Consider the following 22,474-nt stretch of genomic DNA (forward strand, 5'->3'; position numbering starts at 1 on the left):
CCCGCTTGCACACTGCCACTGAGGCAGATTGTCAGTACCGGATCGCGTCGATTGGTTTGACTCTGACGGCAGCGAGCGCAGGGATAATTCCGCAGAGAGCGCCGATTCCCGTGGAGATGGCAATGCCGTCGATGGCTGCGCTCATCGGGAATGGTGGGCGTTCCTGCAGGTAGATGCCCAATAACGTGTCAAGTGGCAGTAGTCGGATCACGATGATGGCAATTCCGACACCGATGACGCCGGCGACGAAGGTGGCGACAACCGACTCCATGAAGACCGCGAAGAAGACTCGTTTAGCTGATGCTCCCATAGCTCGCCGGATGCCGATTTCTCGGATGCGTTGGCGCACGGTGACGATCGCGACGTTCAGTAGCCCGAGTGCGCCCAGCAGGATGACGATGCCACCGATGACCATGATGACGGTGCGGATCGTATTCATGGTGGATTGTCCGCCGTCGTAGTCTTCACCGCCGTAGACGTCGCCTTTCCAGCCTTTGCCGAGTACGGATGCGAGTGCTTTGGGGAGCAGGTCTCGTGCTTGTTCCGCCTGGTCAGCTCCGGTCCAGACCAGCATTTCAACACCGTTTGATGTGGGGGATTGTCCGCTGAGTGCGGCCGACTGTGATTTGGTGAACTGCCAGGCGGTGTAGTCGATGTAGGCGGTTGGGCTGTCCCATTGCGAGTTGGATTTGATGACTCCGACGACGCGGTATTGGGTGGCGGAAGCATCGTTGGCGTGCAGGACGATAGGGTCTGCAATATTCGCGTGAGCTAGGTATTCCCAGAGCGTGGAGTTGATGACGATGGGGACGACTCGCTGGTTGGCGTCGCCCGCATCGATCCACCTGCCGACGATTGGGGTCAATCGGAATAGCGTGGAGTACGCGGGGTCGATGGCTTTGACGGCTGTGGACGTTTCCATCGTTGTGAGGTCCTGCGTCGTGGGGACTCCTCGGTATGAACCGGTTTTTGAGATCTGTTCTATCTCAGTGAAGGTGATGCTCCCTGTTTCGAGCCTAGACCAGTAGGGGATTTGCAGGCGTTGAGCAACGGTTGTCATGGCGTCACCCATGGGGTCGTGAATGACGCCGGTGAGTGCAGCGAGTGCGTTGCTTCCGTCGCTGCTCGTTGCGCCTTGGGTTGCTGAGTCGCTGTTGGTAGTCGGCATTCCTTCGGCGTTTATTGTGGTGTCAGTTTCGCTTTCGGTCGACGAGGCCGCGTCTGTCCCACCGGTGTCTGAACTGGTTTTTGACGCGCTGACGTGCAGAGTAATGGATCGGCCTGAGTAGACTTCCTCAAGTTCTTTATTGACCTGAACCAACATGTCGCCAATGGCGATGACTGAGGACATGGCTGCGACGGCCGCGACGACGCCGACAAGGGAGAGGATGACTCGGGCTTTTTGTACTTTGACTTCGCCCCATGCTTCTACGAGGGCGCCGATGATCTGGTTGAGTGCGTTCATTCCTGAGTCTCCTCCTCTTCGTTCCGACCACCGGTTGCGGGGGAGGTGACCAGTTGGGTGGGGTCGGCCTCGTCGATTGAAGGACGGGTGGCGGAAAGATCGTGGGAGTCGATTGCGTGCAGGATACCGTCGGCGAGCTGGAAGATTCTCTTTGCGCGCGAGGCGACCGCGAAATCGTGGGTGATGACGATGAGGGCGGCGTTGTTTTCTCTGGCGACGGTTTCAAGGAGTTCCATGACCAGTGCGCCGGTTTCGGGGTCGAGTGCGCCGGTGGGCTCGTCGGCGAGGATGACTCTTGGCTGGTGGACAAGGGCACGTGCGATGGCGATGCGCTGCTGTTCGCCACCAGACATTTGGGAGGGGTAGGAGTTGAGGCGATCGCCGAGCCCCACGCGGTCGAGCATGGAAGCGGCAAGTGTGCGACGCCTCCAAAATGCTTGTCCAGTTGCGTAGAGCAATGGGACTTCAACGTTTTCAACTGCCGTGCGCGCATTGAAAATGTTGAACTGCTGGAACACGAAGCCGAAGGTTGAACCGCGCAGGGCAGAGCGCTTCCCTTCGCCCAGGCGTGTCACGTCAATGTCGTTGATCGTGTACGTTCCGTCAGTTGGCAGATCCAGCAGACCAATGATGTTGAGCATCGTCGATTTGCCGGTGCCGGAGCGCCCCACGATGGAAATGTGGTCGCCGGGATCGACGCTCAGGTCGACGCCACGCAGGATTCTCAGGTCGGACCCGTCGGGTAGTTGAACCGTCCGGGTGACCTGGGCGAGTTCGATCAGGCTCATGTCAGCCCGCCGAGCTTTCAGTGGTGACCGTCAGGGGAGTGGCTCCATCTACACCGGATTCACTGCCCCGTGTTGCGTCTGAGCTGGCGGTGGGAATGAATTCGAGCACCGAGTCGGATTCCGTCAGGCCTTCCTTGATCTCGACGATTTCGCCGTCAGTCAGACCCAAGGTGACAGGCTTCTTTTCGGGCTTGCCGGCTCCATCAGTGGCGGGAATGTAAACGAATCCGCTTTGGAAACGGCCTTCAACAGCGCTGACGGGGAGCGTGAGGACGTCGGTTGCGGAGCCTGCGACAATGTCCATTTTCAAGCCGAGGCCGGGGAAGACCTTCTGATCTGCTGGGATTGCGCAACGTGCTTGGATGCCGGTGCTCTGCTGGTTCTCTCCCTGTTGATTCGTGTTCTTCTGTGTCGTGTCAGGCGTGACGATCTTGAGTCCCGAGCAGGTGAAAGGTGCGGGCCCATTAGTGATGGTCACAGTTGCTTCGGAGGGTGTTTCTTGAATGCGGTACAGCTGGTCGGCGTTCAGAGTTGCCACGGCGGAATAGGTGGAGGGGGCGATGGTTCCCAGCTGGTCGCCGATGCTGAACTCCTGGCCGAGTAGCGCACTGAGATGCAGGGTGCCACTGGCGGGGGCAGTGATGTCCGTGTACGTGTAGGTCGGCGTCGGCCTGATCTCTTCGTCGCCGGTCGTCAAAGAGTTATCGCTGTCGTTTACTTTGCGCACCTGCAGGATCATGGCTCCTGCTTCGACGTATGTGCCGTCACTGACGGCGATGTAGTTGACGGTGCCAGCTCCGGTTGCTTTAACAACGGTGGAGGGATCGTTTTCGATGTTGCCGTTGACCGAGACGGTGTTCGTGATGTCCGCTTTCGTCGGGCTGACCGTCATCTGCCCGTAATTCGCGTTCGGATCAAGGGGTTGATCGCTTTGGTCCGCCCCAGTGGAAGGAAAGAATGCGAATTTCACGAGGCTGATCGCGATGATGATCCATACACCTGTCTTAATCAGGGCGATGATCTTTTGAAAACGCGGGGACGTGGAAGAGGACACGAATACTCCTAGACGCTCGTCAACGTTGATGGTTCCCAACGGTATCAGTGCCCCGTGTCGCGGGGGAATGAGGACACTGACAAATCAGGGGTGATTCAGGGTTAGCCAGGGTTGTGTGAATTCTGGTTTGAGACTGTCGAAAAATTGCGAGTTTGGGCGCAAAGAAAGGTGAAAATACCTAGTCAAATACAGTCTTGGCTCGGCAGAACGGAAGAGAATAACGACCCTACTGACCGCGCTTCACGGCTTCGAGCAACATGACCGCCACGTCTTTCACCTCGGGCAGGGAAGTGGCTTCCGTCAACGAGGCGCCGTCAGCAGGTGCGCCCTGGCCAGAGCCGGACATGAAGCCCGCCGAGGAGCCGGACGCGGACCCCAGCATCTGTGAACAAAACGGGCACGCAGTGGCGACCACGTCCGCGCCTGTTGATGCTGCCTCGACAATGCGAGCATCGGCAATGCGGGTGCCTCGTGATTCTTCGAACCAGGCGTGCGCGCCACCGGCACCGCAGCACATGGCACGGTCGCGGTTACGAGGCATCTCAACAACCTCAACACCTGGGATGGAAGCGACCAGTTCGCGCGGTGGCTCGTAAACGCGGTTATGGCGACCCAGGTAGCAGGCATCGTGATAGGTGACGTGCAGGGGACGACCCGCCTGGTCGGTATCGGACGGAGAGCCTGGAGCAACCGGCTTCAGCAGACCGTCGCGCACTAGGCGGTTCAGCAACTGGGTGTGGTGGATGACATCGAAGTGACCGCCGAGCTCGGGGTACTCGCCAGCAATCGTGTTGAAGCAGTGAGCGCACGAGACAACGATCTTCTGAGCCTTCGCCTCATTCAGAGTCTCAATCGCCTGTGCGGCGAGCATCTGGAAGAGAACCTCATTGCCGGCACGGCGCGCAGCATCACCCGTGCACGACTCACCCGAACCGAGGACAGCGAAGGAAACGCCGGCAGTGTGCAATAGCTCTGCCACGGCAGCACTGGTCTGCTTTGCCTTATCGTCGAAAGCGCCCGCGCACCCCACCCAGAACAGGTAGTCGACCTCTTCAGCGGTCTCGATATCTTCACCGATCACGGGCACGTCGAACTCCAGGTTCTTCGCCCACTCCAAACGCTTTCGTGCCGGTTGGTTGTAAGGGTTGGCCTTTGATTCCATGCCACGGAATGCGCGTCCCAGTTCGCGTGGGAACGCGGCTTCCATCAGCACTTGGTGGCGACGCAGGTCAAGAATGTGGTCGATGTGCTCAATGTCGGCGGGGCATTGTTCGACGCAGGCGCCACACATCGTGCAATCCCAGAGGACTTCCTCGCTGATAACGCCGGGAACCAGTGGGCCGGCGACGTCAGTGACGCCCTCAGGACCAGTTGCCCCGGATGCGGAAAGCATCTGCAGGACATCGAAGGAATGCGGGGAAGGTTCAACGCCCTTATCCAGCATCAGATCGCCGTGCTCGATCACGTCGGCAACAGTGCGGTCACCGGGGACGTTACCGTCAACAAGTTCCTGAGAGACGATCTCTTTATTCGACGCTGACTCCATGTGGTCGCGCATCGACATGATTACAAGCTTGGGGGAGAGGGGTTTGCCCGTATTCCACGCGGGGCAGAGTTCCTGACAACGACCACATTCCGTGCAGGCATACAGGTCAAGGCGTGCCTTCCACGACAGGTCGGTGGCACTGCCCGTACCCAGAATCGTGTCCTCGGGAAGGTCTTCGAACTGTTCTTCACTGGTCACCGGCGCGCCGTTAATCAGCATGTGGTCGGCGGGACCAAGCGACTTTTTCCCGTCATCGTTGCGACGCGCATACAGGTTGACGATCGCAACGAAACGGTGCCATGCAACGCCCATCGACGTCTGCACGCCGACGACCATCATCCAGAGCATCGACGTCATGATCTTGGCAGTCGCAACCACGATGATCGCGTTTGCAAGACCGGTTGAGCCAAGCCCAGCCTTCATAGCAAGCGCCCCGATCCACCCGGTGAGCGGGAAGTGAACAATCAGAGGCAACGGCCATTCCTGACCCACATTCTGTTCGGACATCAGGCCGTATTCGAGGCCTCGTAAACCGATGATGCACACGCACACAATCAGAACAACCCACTCGACGAACAGCGCCTGCCACTTCGTCGACCCGAGGAAACGCGATGCCAACCCTTGCGGTGAACCGTCGCGCGGGTGCGGGCAGGACAGTGGCGCGTCGTCACCCGTCAGGGAAGCCGGATCATCATTCGACACGGCTGCCTCAGCGACACTGCCGTGGCCAGCGCGCGTGCGCACGGTCATCAGGTAGATGATGCCCAGCAGGCCACCCCAGGCGAGGACCTCTGTCAGCCACTCCCACGGCGCAAAATGCCCCAGCAGTGGCAGGGCATACATCTGATCGCGCAACTGCCCATAGCCGGCAACAAGCGTGAGGAACAGCAGAGGGAAAGAGATCATCACCAGCCAGTGAGCGACCTTCACCCACGGGCGATGCTTGAATTCACGGTGAGTCAAAATCGTAGAAATCATCGACCATAGACGCTTGCCCACCGGGCGCAAGCGCCCCGGATCAGGCTGGCCCTGGTTGACCTGACGCCAGATATGTGCGACACCGCGACCGAACGCCAGCAGGGCGAGCAGAGTCACCAGCAGGGAAAACACCCAGCACACAACACTCAGAGCAGAAGATGCCATCGAAATGATCTCCGAACGGATAGGAATCAACTGCTTTCATTGTCGCACCCACTGTCTGCACATGGCGTTGTGGGGTGCAAACGCGCGGTTTCGACTCAATATGCTCCGCTCCTCATTCGCATTTTTCGCGCGCTTACTGTTGCGAAAGATCCGGATTCGTAAGGCCGTTCCTGTCCAGGCCTGCTCGCGCGACGTCGTAGAGGAGTGGGATGAGTTCCTATTGCGGGTCCACCCCGCTACGCCCCTAGAGTCGCACGGCTGAGTGCCTGTTTCGGGGTCTTACATTATGGGCTGAATCTGAAGTGCTCAGATGCGCGCTCAATCGTGGAAAAACGTTGAAAACAAGCGGGCACGGCCTCGTCAGCTCCGGAAATAAGTGCGGAATAGGTGAAAGAACGTGCCAACTTGCCCAACCTCACCCGGACGCTCGTGGCACGCGCACGTCAATCTGTGAGAAGGTGAAGCCGTGATCGCAGACTCGGTGAACATGGATCAGCCCCTATCCGACCAAGAGATCTTCGAAGACGACCGACCGCACGACCACTGTGGTGTTTTCGGTGTGTGGGCGCCCGGTGAGGACGTTTCGCGACTCACCTACTTCTCGCTATATGCTCTGCAACACCGAGGACAGCAGTCCGCCGGTATCGCAACCTCGAACGGCTCCCAGATTCTGGTCTACAAAGACCAAGGCTTGGTGAACCAGGTGTTCACGGAACAAACCCTTCAAGGTCTGACCGGTCACGTTGCCATCGGACATGTCCGCTACGCGACTACGGGCGCGGATACGTGGCGTAACGCCCAGCCCACGCTCGGCCCCACGCCAAACGGAACGGTCGCTCTCTGCCACAACGGCAACCTAACGAACACGACCGAACTGCGTGAGCTGGCGAAAAAGATCGCCGACGAAGGTGACGACATTGAACGTGGTGCAACCACGGACACATCCATCGTCACGGCCCTTCTTGGACTGGCAGATCGTATCCCCGGACCTGTGCCGTTTATTCCTCCAGCGCTCGCCCTTGCGTCCCCCATGGACCAGGGCGATTCTGCTTCTTTTGCGCAGTCGTCGACCGTAGAGCCCGGTTCTGCTTCCTCGTTAGGCGAGGCGCCGGCACAGGGGACAACAGAAGGCTATTCGTCTCTCATCGCGGCGGCCCTGAAGGTTCTGCCACGCTTGAAGGGCGCGTTCTCGCTGGTCTTCATGGACGAGAACACGCTCTACGCTGCGCGCGACCCCCACGGATATCGACCGCTAGTACTGGGTCGCCTGTACTCCGGCTGGGTCTTGGCTTCCGAAACCTCCGCCCTTGACCTGTGCGGTGCCACGTTCGTCCGCGAAATTGAACCCGGCGAGCTCGTCGCAATCGACCAAAGCGGTGTTCACTCACGCCACTTCGCGGTTAAACGCTCCAACACCTGCGTCTTTGAATACGTGTACCTTGCCCGCCCTGACACCGTCATCGGTGATCGTCAGATTGTGGCGGCGCGCCGTGAGATGGGTGCGATCCTCGCCGAAGAGTCAGGTGTCGAAGCCGATTTGGTGATCCCCACGCCTGAATCGGGCACTCCGGCCGCCATCGGCTACGCAGAGGCGTCCTGTATTCCCTTCGCGCAGGGTCTCGTGAAGAACGCCTACGTTGGCCGAACTTTCATTCAACCGACTCAGTCGCTACGCCAGTTGGGTATTCGCCTGAAACTCAACCCGTTGCGCGAGGTTATCGAGGGTAAGCGACTGATCGTCATTGACGACTCCATCGTCCGCGGAAATACTCAGCGGGCCCTGGTCCGTATGTTGCGCGAGGCCGGCGCATCCGAAGTACACGTCAGAATTTCATCACCGCCGGTTCAGTGGCCATGCTTCTTCGGCATCGACTTCCCGACCCGCGCGGAACTGATCGCTTCGGCGATGAACGTTGACGAGGTCCGCGCTTCTATTGGCGCCGATTCGCTGGCGTACCTGTCGATGCCCGGCATGGTTCGCGCGACCCGCCAGGGAACCAGCCTCTGTCTTGGTTGCTTCACCGGCGACTACCCCGAAACAATCCCTGCGGGCACACCTATCCCCGGCACTCCAGGGGCTATCAGTTGCTAACCGGATACGGCCTCGTGACCACACGTGCCGGATATGCACTCACGATCCTCAACCGACCACCCCACCACCGCACCTCACCAAGGGAGCTTCGATGAGCGAGAACACCCCCCTCGACTACGCGTCAGCCGGCGTCGACACCGCGGCAGGAGACCGCGCTGTCGAACTTATGAAGGAAGCCGTGTCACGTACGCACGATGCGACCGTCCTCGGCGCAACCGGTGGATTTGCGGGCATGGTTGATGCTTCGGCGTTGCTTGGCATGAAGAAGCCGTTGCTCGCCACCTCCACGGACGGCGTCGGTACGAAGATTGCTATCGCGCAGGCCATGGACATTCACGACACCATCGGCCAGGACCTGGTTGGCATGGTCGTTGACGATATTGTCGTGATCGGCGCACGCCCCGTGCTGATGACCGACTACATCGCGTGCGGACACGTTGTCCCCGAACGTATCGCAGCAATCGTCACCGGCATTGCTCGCGCCTGCGAAGCAACCGGAACCCCGCTGATCGGTGGTGAAACCGCGGAACACCCCGGCGTCATGGAACCCGACGACTATGACATCGCTGGCGCAGCAACCGGCGTTGTTGACGCTGACATGTTGCTTGGGCCAGAACGCGTTGCTGACGGCGACGTGGTGATCGCTATGGCATCATCCGGCCTGCACTCCAACGGATACTCGCTGGTGCGTTCCGTTGTCGCGCGAACCGGGCTCGCGCTGGATGCCCACGTTGAAGAATTCGGTCGCACGCTCGGTGAAGAACTCCTAGAACCCACGCGCCTGTATACCACGTTGTGCCTTGATCTGATTGGTCAGTTCGGCGTTGGAACGCTGGGTGAAGCTGGCGTTTCTTCTTCGGCGGGGTCTTTGGCGGGTGCTGGCCTGACCGGCATTCACGCCCTGTCCCACGTGACCGGCGGCGGACTGGGAGCAAACCTCTCCCGTGTCCTCCCCAAGGGATCAATTGCGGACGTCGATCGCGGATCCTGGGTTGTCCCGCCGGTCTTCGAGTGGGTGCGCCGTGGCGGATCCGTCAGCTGGGAAGGTATGGAAGATTCGCTCAACCTAGGTGTTGGCATGGTTGGTGTTGTTGGCGCTGAAAGCGCAGACGCTGTCATGGCTGCGACTAAGGCTACTGGCATTGATGCATGGGTTCTCGGCACCGTTCGTTCCGAAAAGAATGCTGATGACGGATCTGGCGTGACTGATACTCGCATCATCTCTGGAACGAAGGGCGTGAACGCGGGAGCTGTTCGCCTGCACGGCCAGTACCGAATCGCTTGAGAAGCTTCGTCGGAAGGCGACCGGAAGGCGACCGGAAGGCGATCGGAAGGCGAGAAGGTCCCACTTCATCGAAGGGCATTAGCCCTCATCGAAAGCTCACAAGCCCCTTATCGGAAAGTCTCGCATCACCCCATACAGCCTCCCATCAACCTATACAAAGAGGGCCGAAGCCCCACCCGGGGTTTCGGCACTCTTCTGTTCACACGTGAAATGGGTACACGAAAACCAGCGTATGAGCTAGTCATCAACAAACCTCTTCAGTCAGCGTCGGTAATGCACCGTAGTGGCACTACGTGACACCGTGAGTTCAACGGAACGCACGAGGGTGCGTCACTTGGACGGGTTGATCCAGAAGTCCTCGTCGAGCTCGGGAGATTCCTCCGCATTATCGGCGTCGGCAAAATCCGCGTACTTGGAGTAGAGGTCGTCTTCTTCGTCCTGTTTGTCCTCTGCGTCCTCGTAGTCGTACTCGTCGTAATGAGAGTGCTCAGAGGAAGCGAGTTCGCGCTGCAAAGCGTCGAGATCGGTATCAGGACTGAAATACTTCAGCTTGCGTGCGACTTTCGTCTGCTTGGCCTTTTGACGGCCGCGCCCCATGGCGTCGACCCCCTCCGCGTTGTTCGGGTCCGCGCGAGGCGGTGCCCTGGTTAATGAAAATGTGTCGTGGGAACATCATAGCGTTATTCGGGCGCAATGCTCACATGCGTCCATATCCGCGGGCGCGCTTGGTTCCCCAACGGTGCCGGCAAAAAGCCGGTTTTTCAACGAAATAATCGAATAAGAATCTGAAAATCAGTGCTTCTTACGAATGATGTTGAGAACGATCAGACCGACAACCGTGGCCGCTCCGGCCGCCGCGATACCGACCTTCTTCAGGGCCTCGGGTTCGCCGTCCTTGGCATCCTGAATGGTGATCTGAGCCTGAGTCTGGAAGTTGGCGAACTTTGCCTTCGCGGTTTCCTTCGTCTGATCCATGATGTACGACGGCTGAACACGAGCGAAGAGCTCATCGACGGTGGCCGTCATTTCGGCGCGCGTAGTCGCCAAGTCGGCGAGAATCTGAGCTTCGGTGCGCTCGCTGGTTTCCTTGATGTCGCTCACTTGCCCAGGCCTTTCTTCAGCGCGTTGATGTCACGGGTGATGTGTTCCTTCGGATCCGGCTTGTCTGCCTGTGACTTCTTCAAGAACGAGGCGCCAACAAGCGCCGAAATCAGCACGATCAGGAGCAGAATGCCGGTGGTGATGAGCGAGGCGGCCCACGCGGGAAGAGCGATTGCGATAGCGACCTCGACGGTGTGGAACACCCATCCGAGTAAGTAGAACGCAAAAACGGCTGCAACCGCAAGCAGGACGCCACCGACGCCGATCTTCTTTACAAAGTTCTTAGCTTTGAGCTTGTTCAGCTCGATTTCGCCGTTGATCAGCGTCGTAACCTGCGAGGACAGGGTTGCAAACAGTTCCCCCATTGATGCGGGGCGAGCTTTTGCTGCCGTGGGTTCCTCGATCGGTTCGAGCGGAGTTGTCATCGGTGACGCTCGCTTCCTGAGTTCGTTTCTTGCGGTAGGTTCCGCGCTTTGCTCCAGTTTCTCACGTTCTGCGCGCCCCTGCAGTCGTATGTGGTGAGTGCGCAGGTCGGAGCCTATTCCGGGATCACCGAACCGGGGAGCTCGTCCAAGATCTTGCGCGCTTTGTCAATGACTTCTACCTGTTGGGGCGTGGGTGCGTTATGTCCCGTTCCGTTCGATGGATACGAGGCCTGGCCAGCATGTGAATGTGTGGCTTCGGCAAGAGCTTCTCGGCCGTTCGGCGATGCGAGCAAACGAATCGCTTGAGTGATCGGATCGGGTTCTTCATCGCGGTGGGGCAGATCGACCGGATGCGTCGAGTCGGCATCTTCGCCCGCTACCGGAGCGTCGTCTTCCTCCGGCACATGCTCGCTTTCGTTGAGGGGTGCAGACACATCGGTATCCGTTGAATCATCTTCAGGAGTACCCTCCAGATCGCCGGCTTCTTCGGCGTGCGAAGGAGTTCGAACAACCTCGCTGGTGAAAGGGGTCAGCCTCGTGAAACCGGGGTATCGCGGTTCTGTAACGGGCTCGTCGGAATCGGTGGCATCTTGGTCATCTGTTTCCTCCTCGAACTCCAGTTCTTCCGAATCGGGAAGTTCATCAGAAACAGTATTCGAATCCTCAGACTCAACGTCTTCGCTCAGCTCCGCAGAATCATCGCTCGTCTCCGTCTTAACCTCTTCGGTGGCGTGAGCCGTCAAAGGCCTCCACTGAATCGCAATCTGCACATCATGGTCACTATCAGCTAGCGGTTCGGCCTCCTGGGTCTGCGATGAAGAATCCTGATCCAGAGTGGAAGCTCCGGCCTCGTCCCCAGAATCTGAAGCGGGCAGAGAAGACGAAACTGACGGAGAAGCTGACGTGGCCGAAACTGAAGTCGCAGGTAGAGCCGAAGGAATTGGACCCAAGTACGTTGCGGGGTTGTCAATATCCTCGCTCTGCGCCTGCTCAATCGCCTGAAGCGTCGGGTGAATAAGGTCCGCGCTCAATACCGAGTTGGCCAGCAGTACAGCACGTTTGCACGAGGCCGCGACCTGCGCATCAGCCGTTGCACAGATGACGGTCGCATCGAACTGCGTGAGGCGGGCCAATAAGTCGAGCGCCTCAAGCCTTTGCGGAGCCGGAAGGAACGTCGGGTCATCCGCCAGAATGATGTCGCCACCAGCGATAACAGCCTGCGCTAGAAGAAGGGCATACAGGTCAATTTTCTTCAACGAAGACGTCGGTGTATCCAACAGATCCTTCAATCCCAGAATCTGAGTAATCGAATGGAACGTCGACGACTGCGCACTCACCCCGGTCAGAGCAAGAGGAGCCACAAGGTTCTGGCGGACTGTCAACGACAGGTTCAACGGTGAAGACGCGGTAATCAGAGCAACCGAGGCGCTACGACCATGACAATTCGCGTGTCGGCTTCGCACAAAAACGGCTCCAGAATCAGGCTCAGAAAACGACGCAATCACATCAAAAAGAGCCCGCGCACGCTTACCCGTCGGATCATAAATCGCGGTTAGTGAAGCCGAACGGAACCCCAAAGAAACATCGTTGAGCAGGCGAATCCCCTGATTAGACTTCAGCGTCACGTCACGCAAGAAGACGGTCACAGTTTCACCCGGCCCTGGCGCATGATGAGACTTAGTGCTCTTGAACCAAGGTTTGCGACCGTGTACGTCGATGTCCTTTGTCATATCTGCATTGTCTCAGATTGAGGCAGGTTGCCGTGCGTTTGTTTGATAAGCACGACCCCTATTGTGTAGGGCGCGCACGAGCCCATACATTTTGGCCATTAACTCCTTTTTGCTACTTAACCCTCGCGCGGGAGCGGGGCGCGGGATAAACAAAAACCCCGAAAGTGTGTGAACTTTCGGGGGATCTGGTGGCTCCGACCGGCGTCGATCCGGTGACCTTTCGATTTTCAGTCGAACGCTCTACCAACTGAGCTACAGAGCCAGTAACCGGACCGGCAGGTCTGGTCGGCGACCCCGACGGGACTTGAACCCGCGACCTCCGCCGTGACAGGGCGGCGCGCTAACCAACTGCGCTACGGGGCCTTACAACAGGTAAGACCTATTGAGTTATTTTCACTGTTCAGCACGAGTGCCGTCAGAGAGTACCCCCAACGGGATTTGAACCCGTGTCGCCGCCGTGAAAGGGCGGTGTCCTAGGCCGCTAGACGATGGGGGCCTTTTCGGCCACCACAGTGGCGTCCGAAGACGAGGAAAAGCATATGTGCAAAACGGGGTGGAATGCAAAACGGAATCATGGTGAACCGACTCACAGTTAATAAAAATGCCTAAAACTCGCTGAAAACTCCATAGTGTTTCTCTCCAATTTGAGGCTTTCGGTGTCCGCGTCTAAGCCCGTGGCGTCTTCAGCAATCTGAAGAATCGCCCCCTAGGCTTGGACTATGACTGTGCCGACTCTGTTTTCTTCGCACGCGCGCACCCTTAGGGGAGCCTCGTATATAGCCACGGAAGCTGACGCGCAATCTGATGGCGCCCAGTCGGGCGTTGCGGAAGTCGCGGTGAGCAATGCTATTGATATTGCTTCACTGTTGCTCAGTGCAGCAGTGGCAGCGGTGATTGGTTTCGTCGTTGCCGCGTTTGTTTCCGCACTTCTCGGTCGAACCTTCCGTCGCTGGCCGGTGGGAGCCGCGCTGGTGAAGCGCGTTCGCACACCCCTGTATGTCACAGCGATGGTCTGGGGCGCGTGGATCGGACTGGATTGGCGCCTGCAAGAAGCAGATCTGACGAAATGGTCGAACGGAGCCCTAGTTTCCAGTGCCCTTCACGGTCTGCTGATACTGGCGATTGTTGCGATGACGTGGATCCTTTATTCGGCAGCGTGGGTCTTTGAAGACGCGGCGCGTCTGCGTAACCGTGCGGATCAAGGGCGTTCGAGGCGCTTCGCAACCCAAGCCCAGGTGCTACGACGTTTGACGCAGGTCCTTGTTGTGATTGTCGGTATTTGCGTCATTTTGGGGACGTTCGCTGCCGCGCGTCAAGCGATGGGAACTCTTCTTGCGTCCGCTGGTTTGATCTCCGTGATCGCAGGTCTTGCCGCGCAACAAACCTTGGGCAACGTGTTCGCTGGAATTCAGCTTGCTTTCACGGACGCGATCCGCGTGGGCGACGTTGTTGTCGCGAACGCGAAAGGGGAGTCGGGTGCGATTGAAGAAATCACCCTCTCGTACGTGGTTGTCCGAGTGTGGGACGAGCGACGCCTGATTATTCCCTCGACCTACTTCACCTCAACAACCTTCGAGAACTGGACGCGCCGGGCTGCCGCTCAGCTGGGCACGGTCGAAGTCCAGCTGGACTGGTCTGCTCCGATGGCGCTGATCCGCCAGAAGGTAGAGCAGATCCTGACCTCGACGGATCTGTGGGACGGGCGCACGTGGAACGTTCAGATGACGGCATCCGATACCTCGACGGTCACGATCCGAATTCTGGTGTCCGCCGAGAACTCTGGAAACCTGTGGGATCTGCGCTGTCACTTGCGAGAACGCCTGATCGAATGGATTGTCGCCGAAGAGCCGTGGACTCGACCGTCGACGCGCATTCAGACCTACCAGGGAACACCGGTTGCGCACGACACCTCTCGCGCGCAGGTCGCAGCGTTCGCTGCTGAATTGCGCTCAATCGCCGGAGACACCTCGGTTCCGCTGGGCCACGAGTCTGGTAATACGGCGATCGAAGATGCGCGTCACGCCCTTGAAGGTGAGGATGCAGGCATCGATGCGGAGCACGCTGCTCGTATGGTCGCGGCACGCCGTAAAGCAAAGCGTGCGCGTCGACGTGCAATGGCGGATCGTATACGCGACTTGGCTGAAGCGGGCGATCGCGGAGAGGCCTCTCCGCGCGACGATTCGTCGACTCAGGTGATGACTCGCGGGACGCTACAGAAGGTGCTCGAAGCTGTTGCAAAGGGTGTCCAACCGGGCGCCGAAGAATCTTCATCGCCAGTGCCTGGAACACAGGGCGTAACGGACACAGGGGCTATCAGCGCCCGCGAACTCAGCGAAAAAAATGGGTCGGCCAGCACCTCAGAGCAAGCCGCCACGTCTTCACAGGGCAAAAACATCTCTTCGGAGAGTAAAGAATCGGAGAGTAAAGAACCGGACGCCATAACAATGACCCTGACAACCAGTGGCAAGGGCGAACGCTTGTTCTCCGGTTCCCCTGACGCTGAAGAACGATCCGCGATCTTCGCCGGCCCGGGTGAAGACGCGCTCGCGGAACGTGAAGCGACGCGTCAACGTCGCGAACGCGAACAGGAAACGCGCGAGCAAGAAGCAATGAACGCCACCGGATCCTTCCCAGCCATCGTGTGTGACGGCGAAGAATCTGGCGACGGTCATGACGAAGATCTGACGGAAACGAAGATCCAACACCTCTGATTCGCTCTGGTTGTCATCTACCCGCGTGAAGGTAAGTCCGAAGGTTAATCGCGAATCGCGGTCTCGTCCTTAAAGAGCGACAATATGTGTATGACTGATTTTCCAAGCTTGAGCGATGCGGCGAACATGACCGATGCGCAGTGGAAGCGTATCTTGACGCCGATGCAGTACCACGTGCTACGCGAGGCGGGGACCGAACGCCCCTTCACGGGAGAGTTGCTGGGGGAAACTCGTGACGGCGCGTATCACTGCGCGGCGTGTGGTGCCCAGCTGTTCGATGCGAGCACCAAGTTCGAATCGCACTGCGGTTGGCCGAGCTTCTATCAGGCGAAAGACGCGTCGACGACCGAGATCGAAGACCGCTCGCACGGCATGGTCCGTACCGAGGTTCGTTGCTCGAACTGCGGTTCGCACCTTGGTCACGTGTTCCCGGATGCGCCGAATCAGCCGACGGGCAACCGCTACTGCATGAACTCCGCAGCGCTCACTTTCGTGCCCGCGGGCGAATGACGCGCGGTGCCATCGCTTCCTTCACAGTCGAGGCTGGACAGGGTTCCCGCTCAGTTTTTCATCGTCGGTTCGGCGCTGATCCAGTACGTTGGCGCAGCTATTGCAATCGACCTGTTTGCGCAGATGTCGCCTGCTTCGGTCGCATGGTGGCGAGTTTTAGTCGCTGCGATCATCCTGCTCGCGTGGCGTCGCCCGTGGCGTGAAAAGTGGAGTCGCAAAGATTGTGTGACGTCCATGGTTTTCGGCGTGTTCATCATTTCGATGAACTCCACCTTCTACGAAGCCATCGCTCGCCTTCCGCTTGGTGCGGCTGTGTCGTTGGAATTCTTGGGTCCCGTTTTGGTTGCGGTTTTGAGGGGACGAGGCCCAGCCCCACGCATCGCCGCCCTCCTTGCTTTTGCTGGGGTTGTGTCGATCTCTGGGCTTGGGTTGGACCTTGATGTGCCCGGCGTGAAGGCTGGTATTGTCTGGATTCTGTTGGCGGCGACTGCGTGGGCTGGCTACATCATGGTCGGTCAGAAGCTTGCGTCGAAGCGGTCGGCGGTATCGAATCTGGCAGCGTCGCTCGGTTGGGGTGCGCTGTTCAGTTCGGTTGTGTTGGCTCCCGGTGGGGTCGGAGGTTTTACGTCTGTGCACGTGTTTGGGGCGCTCGTCGTGGTGGGTGTGCTGTCGACGGTAATTCCGTTCAGTTTAGAAGCTTTGGCGATGTCGCGTGTCAGCGCAGCAACCTTTGCCCTGTTTACGGCGATGCTTCCGGCAACGTCGACGATTGTGGGTGCGGTGATGCTCCGTCAGGTCCCAACGCTAGGTGAGTTGGGTGGGCTCGTGCTGATTTCCATTGCAGTCTGGATTGCGTCGTCCCCGCGCTTCCAGCGCTGAAGCGTAGTTCTGGCCGAACTTACGGTTCCCGGTTCTGGTTGACGTGCACGCGGGTCGCTTTGCGATGGGTTTGGGTTCGAATTTCGGCGGGGGAATTTTCTTCTTTGAACCAGTGTGTCGCAGGGCGTTCCCAGCTACGCCCGAAGTCTGATGGGCTAGTTGGCCTCACGCAATTGGAGTGCCGTCGTCATGGCGTTTCTGCGCTCCTTGATGCGACGAGTCATCTCTGTGAGGAGAATGCGGAGGTGAACATGAAGCCGACGAAGGGGTGGATTCGAAGGACCTTGGTAGACCCCCAATGTGGAAGGCTAAGGGGTGAGCTATGTGGAACGGTGGTGCGCACACTGATCTGCAACCATGCAGGTGAAATGGCATTTGAAAGCCGGTGAAGCAAGCGGTAGTAGGCCCAGGGGGACTCGAACCCCCAACCCACGGATTAAAAGTCCGCTGCTCTACCATTGAGCTATAGGCCCAGCGGTTTCGGTCGCGCCAAAGCGCGTGAACCGCCCAAGATCGTAAAGATCTTATCTCCATTGTAATAAGGATTCTTCTGATGGTTAAATCGTGTCCACCGCGCCGCCCCGCCATGTTGACGACAGCGAAGGCGGAGTCAATCGTCGGCGACGAGAATCCGGCGACAAGTTCCGGCTTGGCGCATTCGAGTGCGTGGGCGCTGATGGGCGTGGGCGATGAGGATTTTGACCGCGCGGCCACGCTTCGTCTTCGAGCTCTTGTCCGGGATCGGGGCGTGGACCAGGTGGCACACCTCTGGTCGCATAGCCCGGAGTTCACTCTGCCGGGTGCTTTGTGGCGCCTCTATCTTCTACTTGAGTGGTATGAACGCGAGCCGGGCCTCGTTGATGAGCGATACGTGGACGGGGCGCACGCCGATATTGTTCCGGGACTGGAACACCCTCTTAACTTGCCGGAGTTGGCGGACGTGATGGCGGATGTCGCTCGACTGCTGACCGGCGAGCTGACGGACGATGATCTGGAAGAGGTCATCTGGGACGCGTCGAATGCGATGCGAGTGCTGGCTGCTGGTTTCGGCGGTGGCGGTTCGTGGATCACGGACCCGAATGACCCGCTGGCCTACCCGGTTTCAACGCGCGCGAAGGCGCTTTTGAAGACGGCGGAAGAGCTGTCCGTCAGTGCGCGTGAGGCGCATATTGGTGCGCTCGAATAGTGAGTCGGCGGGGTACGAGGCCACCGCAAGAGCGCAATGCCCGCACGTTGTGATTCTTTGGTGTGTTGAAGCCCTTTTGGCGTGCGAAAACGCCCGCTCAATGACACCATAGAAGGCAGTTCAATGCGCCAACGCGCATAAAGCAACGATGCTTGAAGAGGCCCTCATGTCGAACGACGAACCCACATTCTCTGCGCCTGACGAGTCGTGGCCGGGACCGGTCATGCCCGATGAACGCGATGATGCGCAGAACGCGGATACGACTCAGGTGACCGATGGTGTTCAGACCGCTCGGGCAACAGAGATGTTTGTGCCTCCGTCGCAGGCTGGCGGGCTTGTGGGCGTTGAACATGAGGATTCTGAGTATGACGATGATGTTGCCACGCCTCGTATTTTGCTACCCGCTTTGACGACTGACGTTGATATGTCTGCGCCGATCGGAGAGGACAAGCCTCTGCCGAAGGGGCGTTTCGCGGATCGTGAGATCTCGTGGATGGCGTTTAATCAGCGTGTCTTGGAACAGTCGGAAGATCCACTGTTGCCACTGCTAGAGCGCGCCTGGTTTTCTGCGATTTTCTCGTCGAACTTGGACGAGTTCTACATGGTGCGCGTTGCCGGCTTGAAGCGTCGCATCGCCGCGGGCATCGCGAAGAAGGGCGCGTCTGGGTTGGAACCGCGTCAGGTGCTTGAGGGAATTCAGGCGCGTACGCAGGAGCTGACTGCGCGTCAGGCGCGTGCATTCCAGGACGATATTCTGCCGGCACTTGCCAAGCAGGGGATTCGTTTGTCGCGATGGGATGATGTGTCTGAAGATCAGCGTGCTCAACTCACCCGCTATTTCCGTCGCCAGATTTTCCCTGTTCTGACCCCGTTGGCGGTTGACCCGTCACACCCGTTCCCTTACATTTCCGGCCTGTCTTTGAACCTCGCGGTTGTTGTCCGCAATCCGCTGACGGGCAAACTGCACTTCGCGCGCGTGAAGGTTCCCCAGTCGCTTCCGCGTCTGATCAACGTGGATTCTGTGATCGGTGGTGGACCTGCGGAATCGTATGTGACGACTGATGAAGGCACGACGTTCATCACGCTCGAAGACGTGGTGCGCGCGCACCTTGAACACCTGTTCCCCGGTGTTGAAATCGTTGAAGCTCACGGGTTTCGAGTGACGCGTAACGAAGATCTTGAAGTCGAAGAAGACGATGCTGAAAACCTGCTGACGGCGATGGAGGAAGAGCTTCTGCGCCGTAAGTTTGGCCCGGTTGTACGCCTCGAAGTTGAGGATACAATTTCGCCGTTTGTTCGTGACTTCCTGATCGAAAAGCTTGAGATTTCGCCGGCTGACGTGGTTAGCGTCCCGGCTCCGCTGGACTTGACGCTCTGCAACGAATTGCATGATCTGGATCTGACGGACTTGAAGTACACGAAGTACGTGCCGGTGACCGCCGCTGGTTTGGCGGAGTTCGAGTCGGCACGTGCGGGTGATATTTTCGCTCAGATCCGCTCGCATGATGTTTTGCTCCATCATCCTTACGATTCGTTTGCGACGTCGGTGCAGGCATTCATCACGCAGGCTGCCCGTGATCCGAACGTGTTGGCAATGAAGCAGACGCTGTATCGCACCAGCGGTGATTCGCCGATTGTGTCGGCGCTGATTGAAGCAGCGCAATCCGGCAAGCAGGTCGTTGCAATTGTCGAGATCAAAGCACGTTTCGACGAGGAAGCGAATATCGGCTGGGCGCGAAAACTGGAGCGCGCGGGCGTCCATGTCGTGTACGGCATGGTCGGCTTGAAAACGCACTGCAAGCTCTCCTTGGTCGTCCGCCAAGAAGCCGACGGTCTGCGTCGCTACTGCCACGTGGGCACGGGTAACTACCATCCGAAGACCGCGCGTGGCTATGAGGACCTTGGCCTGCTCACCTGCGATCGTGAGGTCGCCCAGGACCTGACCCGCCTATTCAACCAATTGTCCGGGTATGCGCCTCGTTCGACGTTCCACCGACTGCTGGTTGCCCCGCTGTCGATTCGCGATGGGCTCATCGAACGCATCAACCTCCAGATCGCGCGCAAAAAGGCTGGTGGCGAAGCGTGGATTGGTATCAAGGTGAATTCCGCGGTCGACGAGGCCGTGATTGACGCCCTCTATCGCGCTTCACAGGCCGGAGTGAAAGTCGACGTTCAAGTTCGAGGCATCTGCGCGATTCGCGCCGGAGTTCCCGGCTTGTCTGAAAACATACGCGTCCGTTCAATCCTTGGTCGCTACCTGGAGCACTCGCGTATTTACGCGTTCGGGGTGCCCGGCGAGGAAGAAGTGTGGATTGGCTCTGCCGATCTGATGCACCGCAACCTGGATCGTCGCGTTGAAGCATTGGTCCGCATTAGCGACCCCGACCAGGTTGAGTATCTCGCAAACCTGATTAGGCGCGGCGTTTCATCGAAGACTTCATCGTGGGCGCTGAAGAAGAGCGGAAACTGGAAGCGTCATCAGGTGAACAAAGATGGCTCGTCTCTTGTTGATCTGCAAGTTGCGCTGATGGAGGCGGCCTCGTCGCGCGTGATCGGTCGGTAACGCGAGGGGGTGACGCGGGTTCGCTCGACGGGGATTGTGCCCTGAAGCTGAGCCGGCAACTTGGCGTGGTCGGCTGGTGGGCGCGCAACTGCTGTGTGATCTCCGTTGATTCAGCGGGTGGGGCGCCGTGCCGGTAGGCTAAGGGGGTGTCTCGTTCGAATCGCCCGGCTCCAGTCCCGACGCGCCTTGTGCGCGCTGCGGGAGCTTTAGTGTGGCGTTTCGTTGATCCCGAGCGCCGGGGCGTTCCCGGGCAGGTGATTGTGCCTGAGGACATTGAAGTCCTCATGGTTCACCGCCCTCGTTACAAGGACTGGTCATGGCCGAAAGGTAAGACGGAAGCGAACGAACCGATCATCTGTGCCGCCATTCGCGAGGTTGAAGAAGAAACTGGCGCCTCCGTTATTTTGGGTGCTCCGCTGACAACTCAGCGCTACCGGCTTGGCTGCGGGCAGACGAAGGAAGTTCGCTACTGGGTGGGCACGCTGGCTGACGATGACCGTCGCACCGGTCTTGAAACGTCAACGATTGCGCCTACGGCGACTGCTACGCCGGTTCCTGCGTCAGTGTCTACACCGGCGAAAGTTCGTATTTCTCCGGCTATTTTCGCGAACCGCAAGAAAGGCCAGGCTCCAAAACCGACTCCCGCGCCTACTCGCATGCCCGAACCCGCGGACAAACAGCCGGTCGTTTCGCCTGTACAACTGACGCGATCCTCTGCTATTTCCCGCGTTCGCACTCCCGTGAAGCCAGCTCCGGCCAGCGAAATTGATGAGACCCGCTGGGTGTCACCCGGTCAAGCCGAGCAGATGCTCACCCGCCGAGGTGACCGGCGGCTGCTCCAAGAGCTCGTCGCGCGAGCGGAAGAAGGCAGGCTCGTTACCGTCACGTTGGGCCTCGTTCGTCATGCGAAGGCGGTGTCGCGCACTCAGTGGGCAGGTGATGAGGCAACGCGCCCGCTGACGCGCTTGGGCGTACGACAGGCGATGGACTTGGTTGATGTCCTCAGTGCGTTTGGGATTGAGAACGCCGTGTCATCGTCGTGGATTCGTTGCCAGCAGACGCTTGGCCCGTGGGCGAGCGTCGGCGGAGGCCAGGTTGAGGTTCGCGATGAGCTCACGGAAACTGCGGTTGCGACTGATCCTGCGTCGGCTTCGGCGGTTGTTGCGCAGTGTGTGCGCCAGACGAACGCGGTTGTTGTGTGCGCGCATCGACCGACGATTCCGGCGCTGTTGGATCCGATCCGTGCGGTCACCCCTTCGACTCTGTTGCGCTTATTGCCTTCCGCGAGTCCGTGGCTGACAACCGCACAGATGCTGGTTGTGCATATTTCGTATGCGTCGGGTCGTCCTGAAGTGGATGCTATCGAGACGCATGGTACGCGTACGAAGGATCTTCTGGGACTCTAGGGTCGGCCACACACCATCTTTGCAAGCTCACCGAGTTCAAGGTTGCGGGCCGCAAGGTGGATCTGTCACCGGTGATGGACTTGTTCGACCGCTCAATTGTTGTCCACACCGTGGCTACATCAGCATCGACAGCGCTTACCGCTGATTCCTTGACCAAGGCAATCGCAGTTTGTCCACCTGAACCTGGGTGGATGATGGATACCGATCAAGGCTTCCAGTACCAACATTCGTCCTGGCTCAACGTGATCCATACCAACGGTGGTGTGCAGTCAATGTCGCGTAAAGCCAACTGCTACGACAACGCGGTCATGGAGAACTTCTTCGGGCACTTGAAGACCGAGATGCATCACGGTGAAGTCTTCAACACCGTCGCAGAATCCAACCAAGCAATACACAACTACATCCAGTGGTACAACACTGAACGTATCCAACAACGACTCAGGGGCCTAACCCCGATGCAATATCGGAATCAGACCCTTGAAGCCCCAACCGCCTAAAACTAAACCAATCCAACTTTCGGCGGCTAGTCCAGCAAATAGTGAGGGACTTCTCAAAACTAGTTTTCGGGGGGGGGGGGGGGGGGGGGGGGG

The 22,474-nt window shown here is 58.7% G+C and carries 16 protein-coding genes, 4 tRNA genes and 1 pseudogene; 9 read left to right on the forward strand and 12 right to left on the reverse strand.

The features are described from left to right. Positions 1-31: 31 nt before the first annotated feature. The 4 genes from QP109_RS07865 to QP109_RS07880 all read right to left on the reverse strand — a co-directional run bounded on the left by QP109_RS07865 (position 32) and on the right by QP109_RS07880 (position 5,996). Positions 32-1,465: an ABC transporter permease gene (locus QP109_RS07865; protein ID WP_285024240.1), complete on the reverse strand. Its 1,434-nt coding sequence runs from the start codon at positions 1,463-1,465 to the stop codon at positions 32-34. Further along, on the reverse strand, positions 1,462-2,253 hold the full coding sequence (locus QP109_RS07870; RefSeq protein WP_285024241.1) for an ABC transporter ATP-binding protein: 792 nt from the start codon (positions 2,251-2,253) through the stop codon (positions 1,462-1,464). Before QP109_RS07870 ends, QP109_RS07865 begins: the two co-directional genes overlap by 4 nt. A 1-nt stretch (position 2,254) precedes the next feature. Then, entirely contained in the window at positions 2,255-3,307 is a 1,053-nt protein-coding gene (locus QP109_RS07875; protein WP_285024242.1) for an efflux RND transporter periplasmic adaptor subunit, read from the reverse strand. Positions 3,308-3,533: 226 nt separating this feature from the next. Beyond that, positions 3,534-5,996 carry a (Fe-S)-binding protein gene (locus QP109_RS07880; RefSeq protein WP_285024243.1) on the reverse strand — a complete coding sequence of 821 codons (2,463 nt, stop codon included), beginning with the start codon at positions 5,994-5,996 and terminating at the stop codon, positions 3,534-3,536. Positions 5,997-6,483: 487 nt separating this feature from the next. Between QP109_RS07880 and purF the strand changes: the two genes are divergently transcribed. Together purF and purM are read left to right on the forward strand one after the other, a co-directional pair. Next, entirely contained in the window at positions 6,484-8,088 is a 1,605-nt protein-coding gene (gene purF / locus QP109_RS07885; RefSeq protein WP_285024252.1) for an amidophosphoribosyltransferase, read from the forward strand. Positions 8,089-8,179: 91 nt separating this feature from the next. Continuing rightward, positions 8,180-9,373, forward strand: a complete 1,194-nt coding sequence (purM, locus tag QP109_RS07890) for a phosphoribosylformylglycinamidine cyclo-ligase (RefSeq protein WP_285024244.1) — start codon at positions 8,180-8,182, stop codon at positions 9,371-9,373. Positions 9,374-9,703: 330 nt separating this feature from the next. Here the strand turns inward: purM and QP109_RS07895 are convergent, their stop codons facing one another. The 7 genes from QP109_RS07895 to QP109_RS07925 all read right to left on the reverse strand — a co-directional run bounded on the left by QP109_RS07895 (position 9,704) and on the right by QP109_RS07925 (position 13,125). After that, complete coding sequence (locus tag QP109_RS07895) at positions 9,704-9,970, reverse strand: DUF3073 domain-containing protein (protein WP_101628710.1); 267 nt, start codon at positions 9,968-9,970, stop codon at positions 9,704-9,706. Positions 9,971-10,165: 195 nt separating this feature from the next. Then, positions 10,166-10,474 carry a DUF3618 domain-containing protein gene (locus QP109_RS07900; RefSeq protein ID WP_101628711.1) on the reverse strand — a complete coding sequence of 103 codons (309 nt, stop codon included), beginning with the start codon at positions 10,472-10,474 and terminating at the stop codon, positions 10,166-10,168. Next, on the reverse strand, positions 10,471-10,899 hold the full coding sequence (locus tag QP109_RS07905; protein WP_285024245.1) for a phage holin family protein: 429 nt from the start codon (positions 10,897-10,899) through the stop codon (positions 10,471-10,473). Before QP109_RS07905 ends, QP109_RS07900 begins: the two co-directional genes overlap by 4 nt. Before the next feature lie 113 nt (positions 10,900-11,012). Beyond that, positions 11,013-12,629 (reverse strand): P-loop NTPase family protein, encoded by a 1,617-nt coding sequence (locus tag QP109_RS07910; RefSeq protein ID WP_285024246.1) that lies wholly within the window; start codon positions 12,627-12,629, stop codon positions 11,013-11,015. Positions 12,630-12,815: 186 nt separating this feature from the next. Beyond that, positions 12,816-12,891: transfer RNA gene (locus QP109_RS07915), tRNA-Phe, on the reverse strand. Positions 12,892-12,918: 27 nt separating this feature from the next. Next, positions 12,919-12,992: transfer RNA gene (locus QP109_RS07920), tRNA-Asp, on the reverse strand. Between the two features lie 60 nt (positions 12,993-13,052). Further along, a tRNA-Glu gene (locus QP109_RS07925) sits at positions 13,053-13,125 on the reverse strand. A gap of 223 nt (positions 13,126-13,348) precedes the next feature. Between QP109_RS07925 and QP109_RS07930 the strand changes: the two genes are divergently transcribed. The 3 genes from QP109_RS07930 (at position 13,349) to QP109_RS07940 (ending at position 16,729) form a co-directional block, all read left to right on the forward strand. After that, entirely contained in the window at positions 13,349-15,340 is a 1,992-nt protein-coding gene (locus QP109_RS07930; protein ID WP_285024247.1) for a mechanosensitive ion channel family protein, read from the forward strand. A 90-nt stretch (positions 15,341-15,430) separates the two neighbouring features. Next, positions 15,431-15,850, forward strand: coding sequence for a peptide-methionine (R)-S-oxide reductase MsrB (gene msrB / locus QP109_RS07935; RefSeq protein WP_285024248.1), 420 nt, complete (start codon positions 15,431-15,433; stop codon positions 15,848-15,850). Positions 15,851-15,856: 6 nt separating this feature from the next. Continuing rightward, complete coding sequence (locus tag QP109_RS07940; protein WP_285024249.1) at positions 15,857-16,729, forward strand: EamA family transporter; 873 nt, start codon at positions 15,857-15,859, stop codon at positions 16,727-16,729. Between the two features lie 401 nt (positions 16,730-17,130). Here the strand turns inward: QP109_RS07940 and QP109_RS07945 are convergent. Beyond that, positions 17,131-17,202, reverse strand: a tRNA-Lys gene (locus QP109_RS07945). An 80-nt stretch (positions 17,203-17,282) separates the two neighbouring features. On the opposite strand from QP109_RS07945, the gene QP109_RS07950 reads away from it, so the two are divergent. The 4 genes and pseudogenes from QP109_RS07950 to QP109_RS07965 all read left to right on the forward strand — a co-directional run. Beyond that, positions 17,283-17,915, forward strand: coding sequence for a hypothetical protein (locus QP109_RS07950; RefSeq protein ID WP_285024250.1), 633 nt, complete (start codon positions 17,283-17,285; stop codon positions 17,913-17,915). Positions 17,916-18,063: 148 nt separating this feature from the next. Beyond that, positions 18,064-20,478 (forward strand): RNA degradosome polyphosphate kinase, encoded by a 2,415-nt coding sequence (locus QP109_RS07955; protein WP_285024251.1) that lies wholly within the window; start codon positions 18,064-18,066, stop codon positions 20,476-20,478. A 209-nt stretch (positions 20,479-20,687) separates the two neighbouring features. After that, complete coding sequence (locus QP109_RS07960) at positions 20,688-21,884, forward strand: NUDIX domain-containing protein (RefSeq protein ID WP_285024253.1); 1,197 nt, start codon at positions 20,688-20,690, stop codon at positions 21,882-21,884. 26 nt (positions 21,885-21,910) lie between these two features. Continuing rightward, a pseudogene (locus QP109_RS07965) lies at positions 21,911-22,381 on the forward strand (IS3 family transposase); the annotation flags it as partial. Positions 22,382-22,474: the final 93 nt, after the last annotated feature.

The organism is Pauljensenia sp. UMB9872, from assembly GCF_030212665.1.
Lineage (GTDB): Bacteria > Actinomycetota > Actinomycetes > Actinomycetales > Actinomycetaceae > Pauljensenia > Pauljensenia turicensis_B.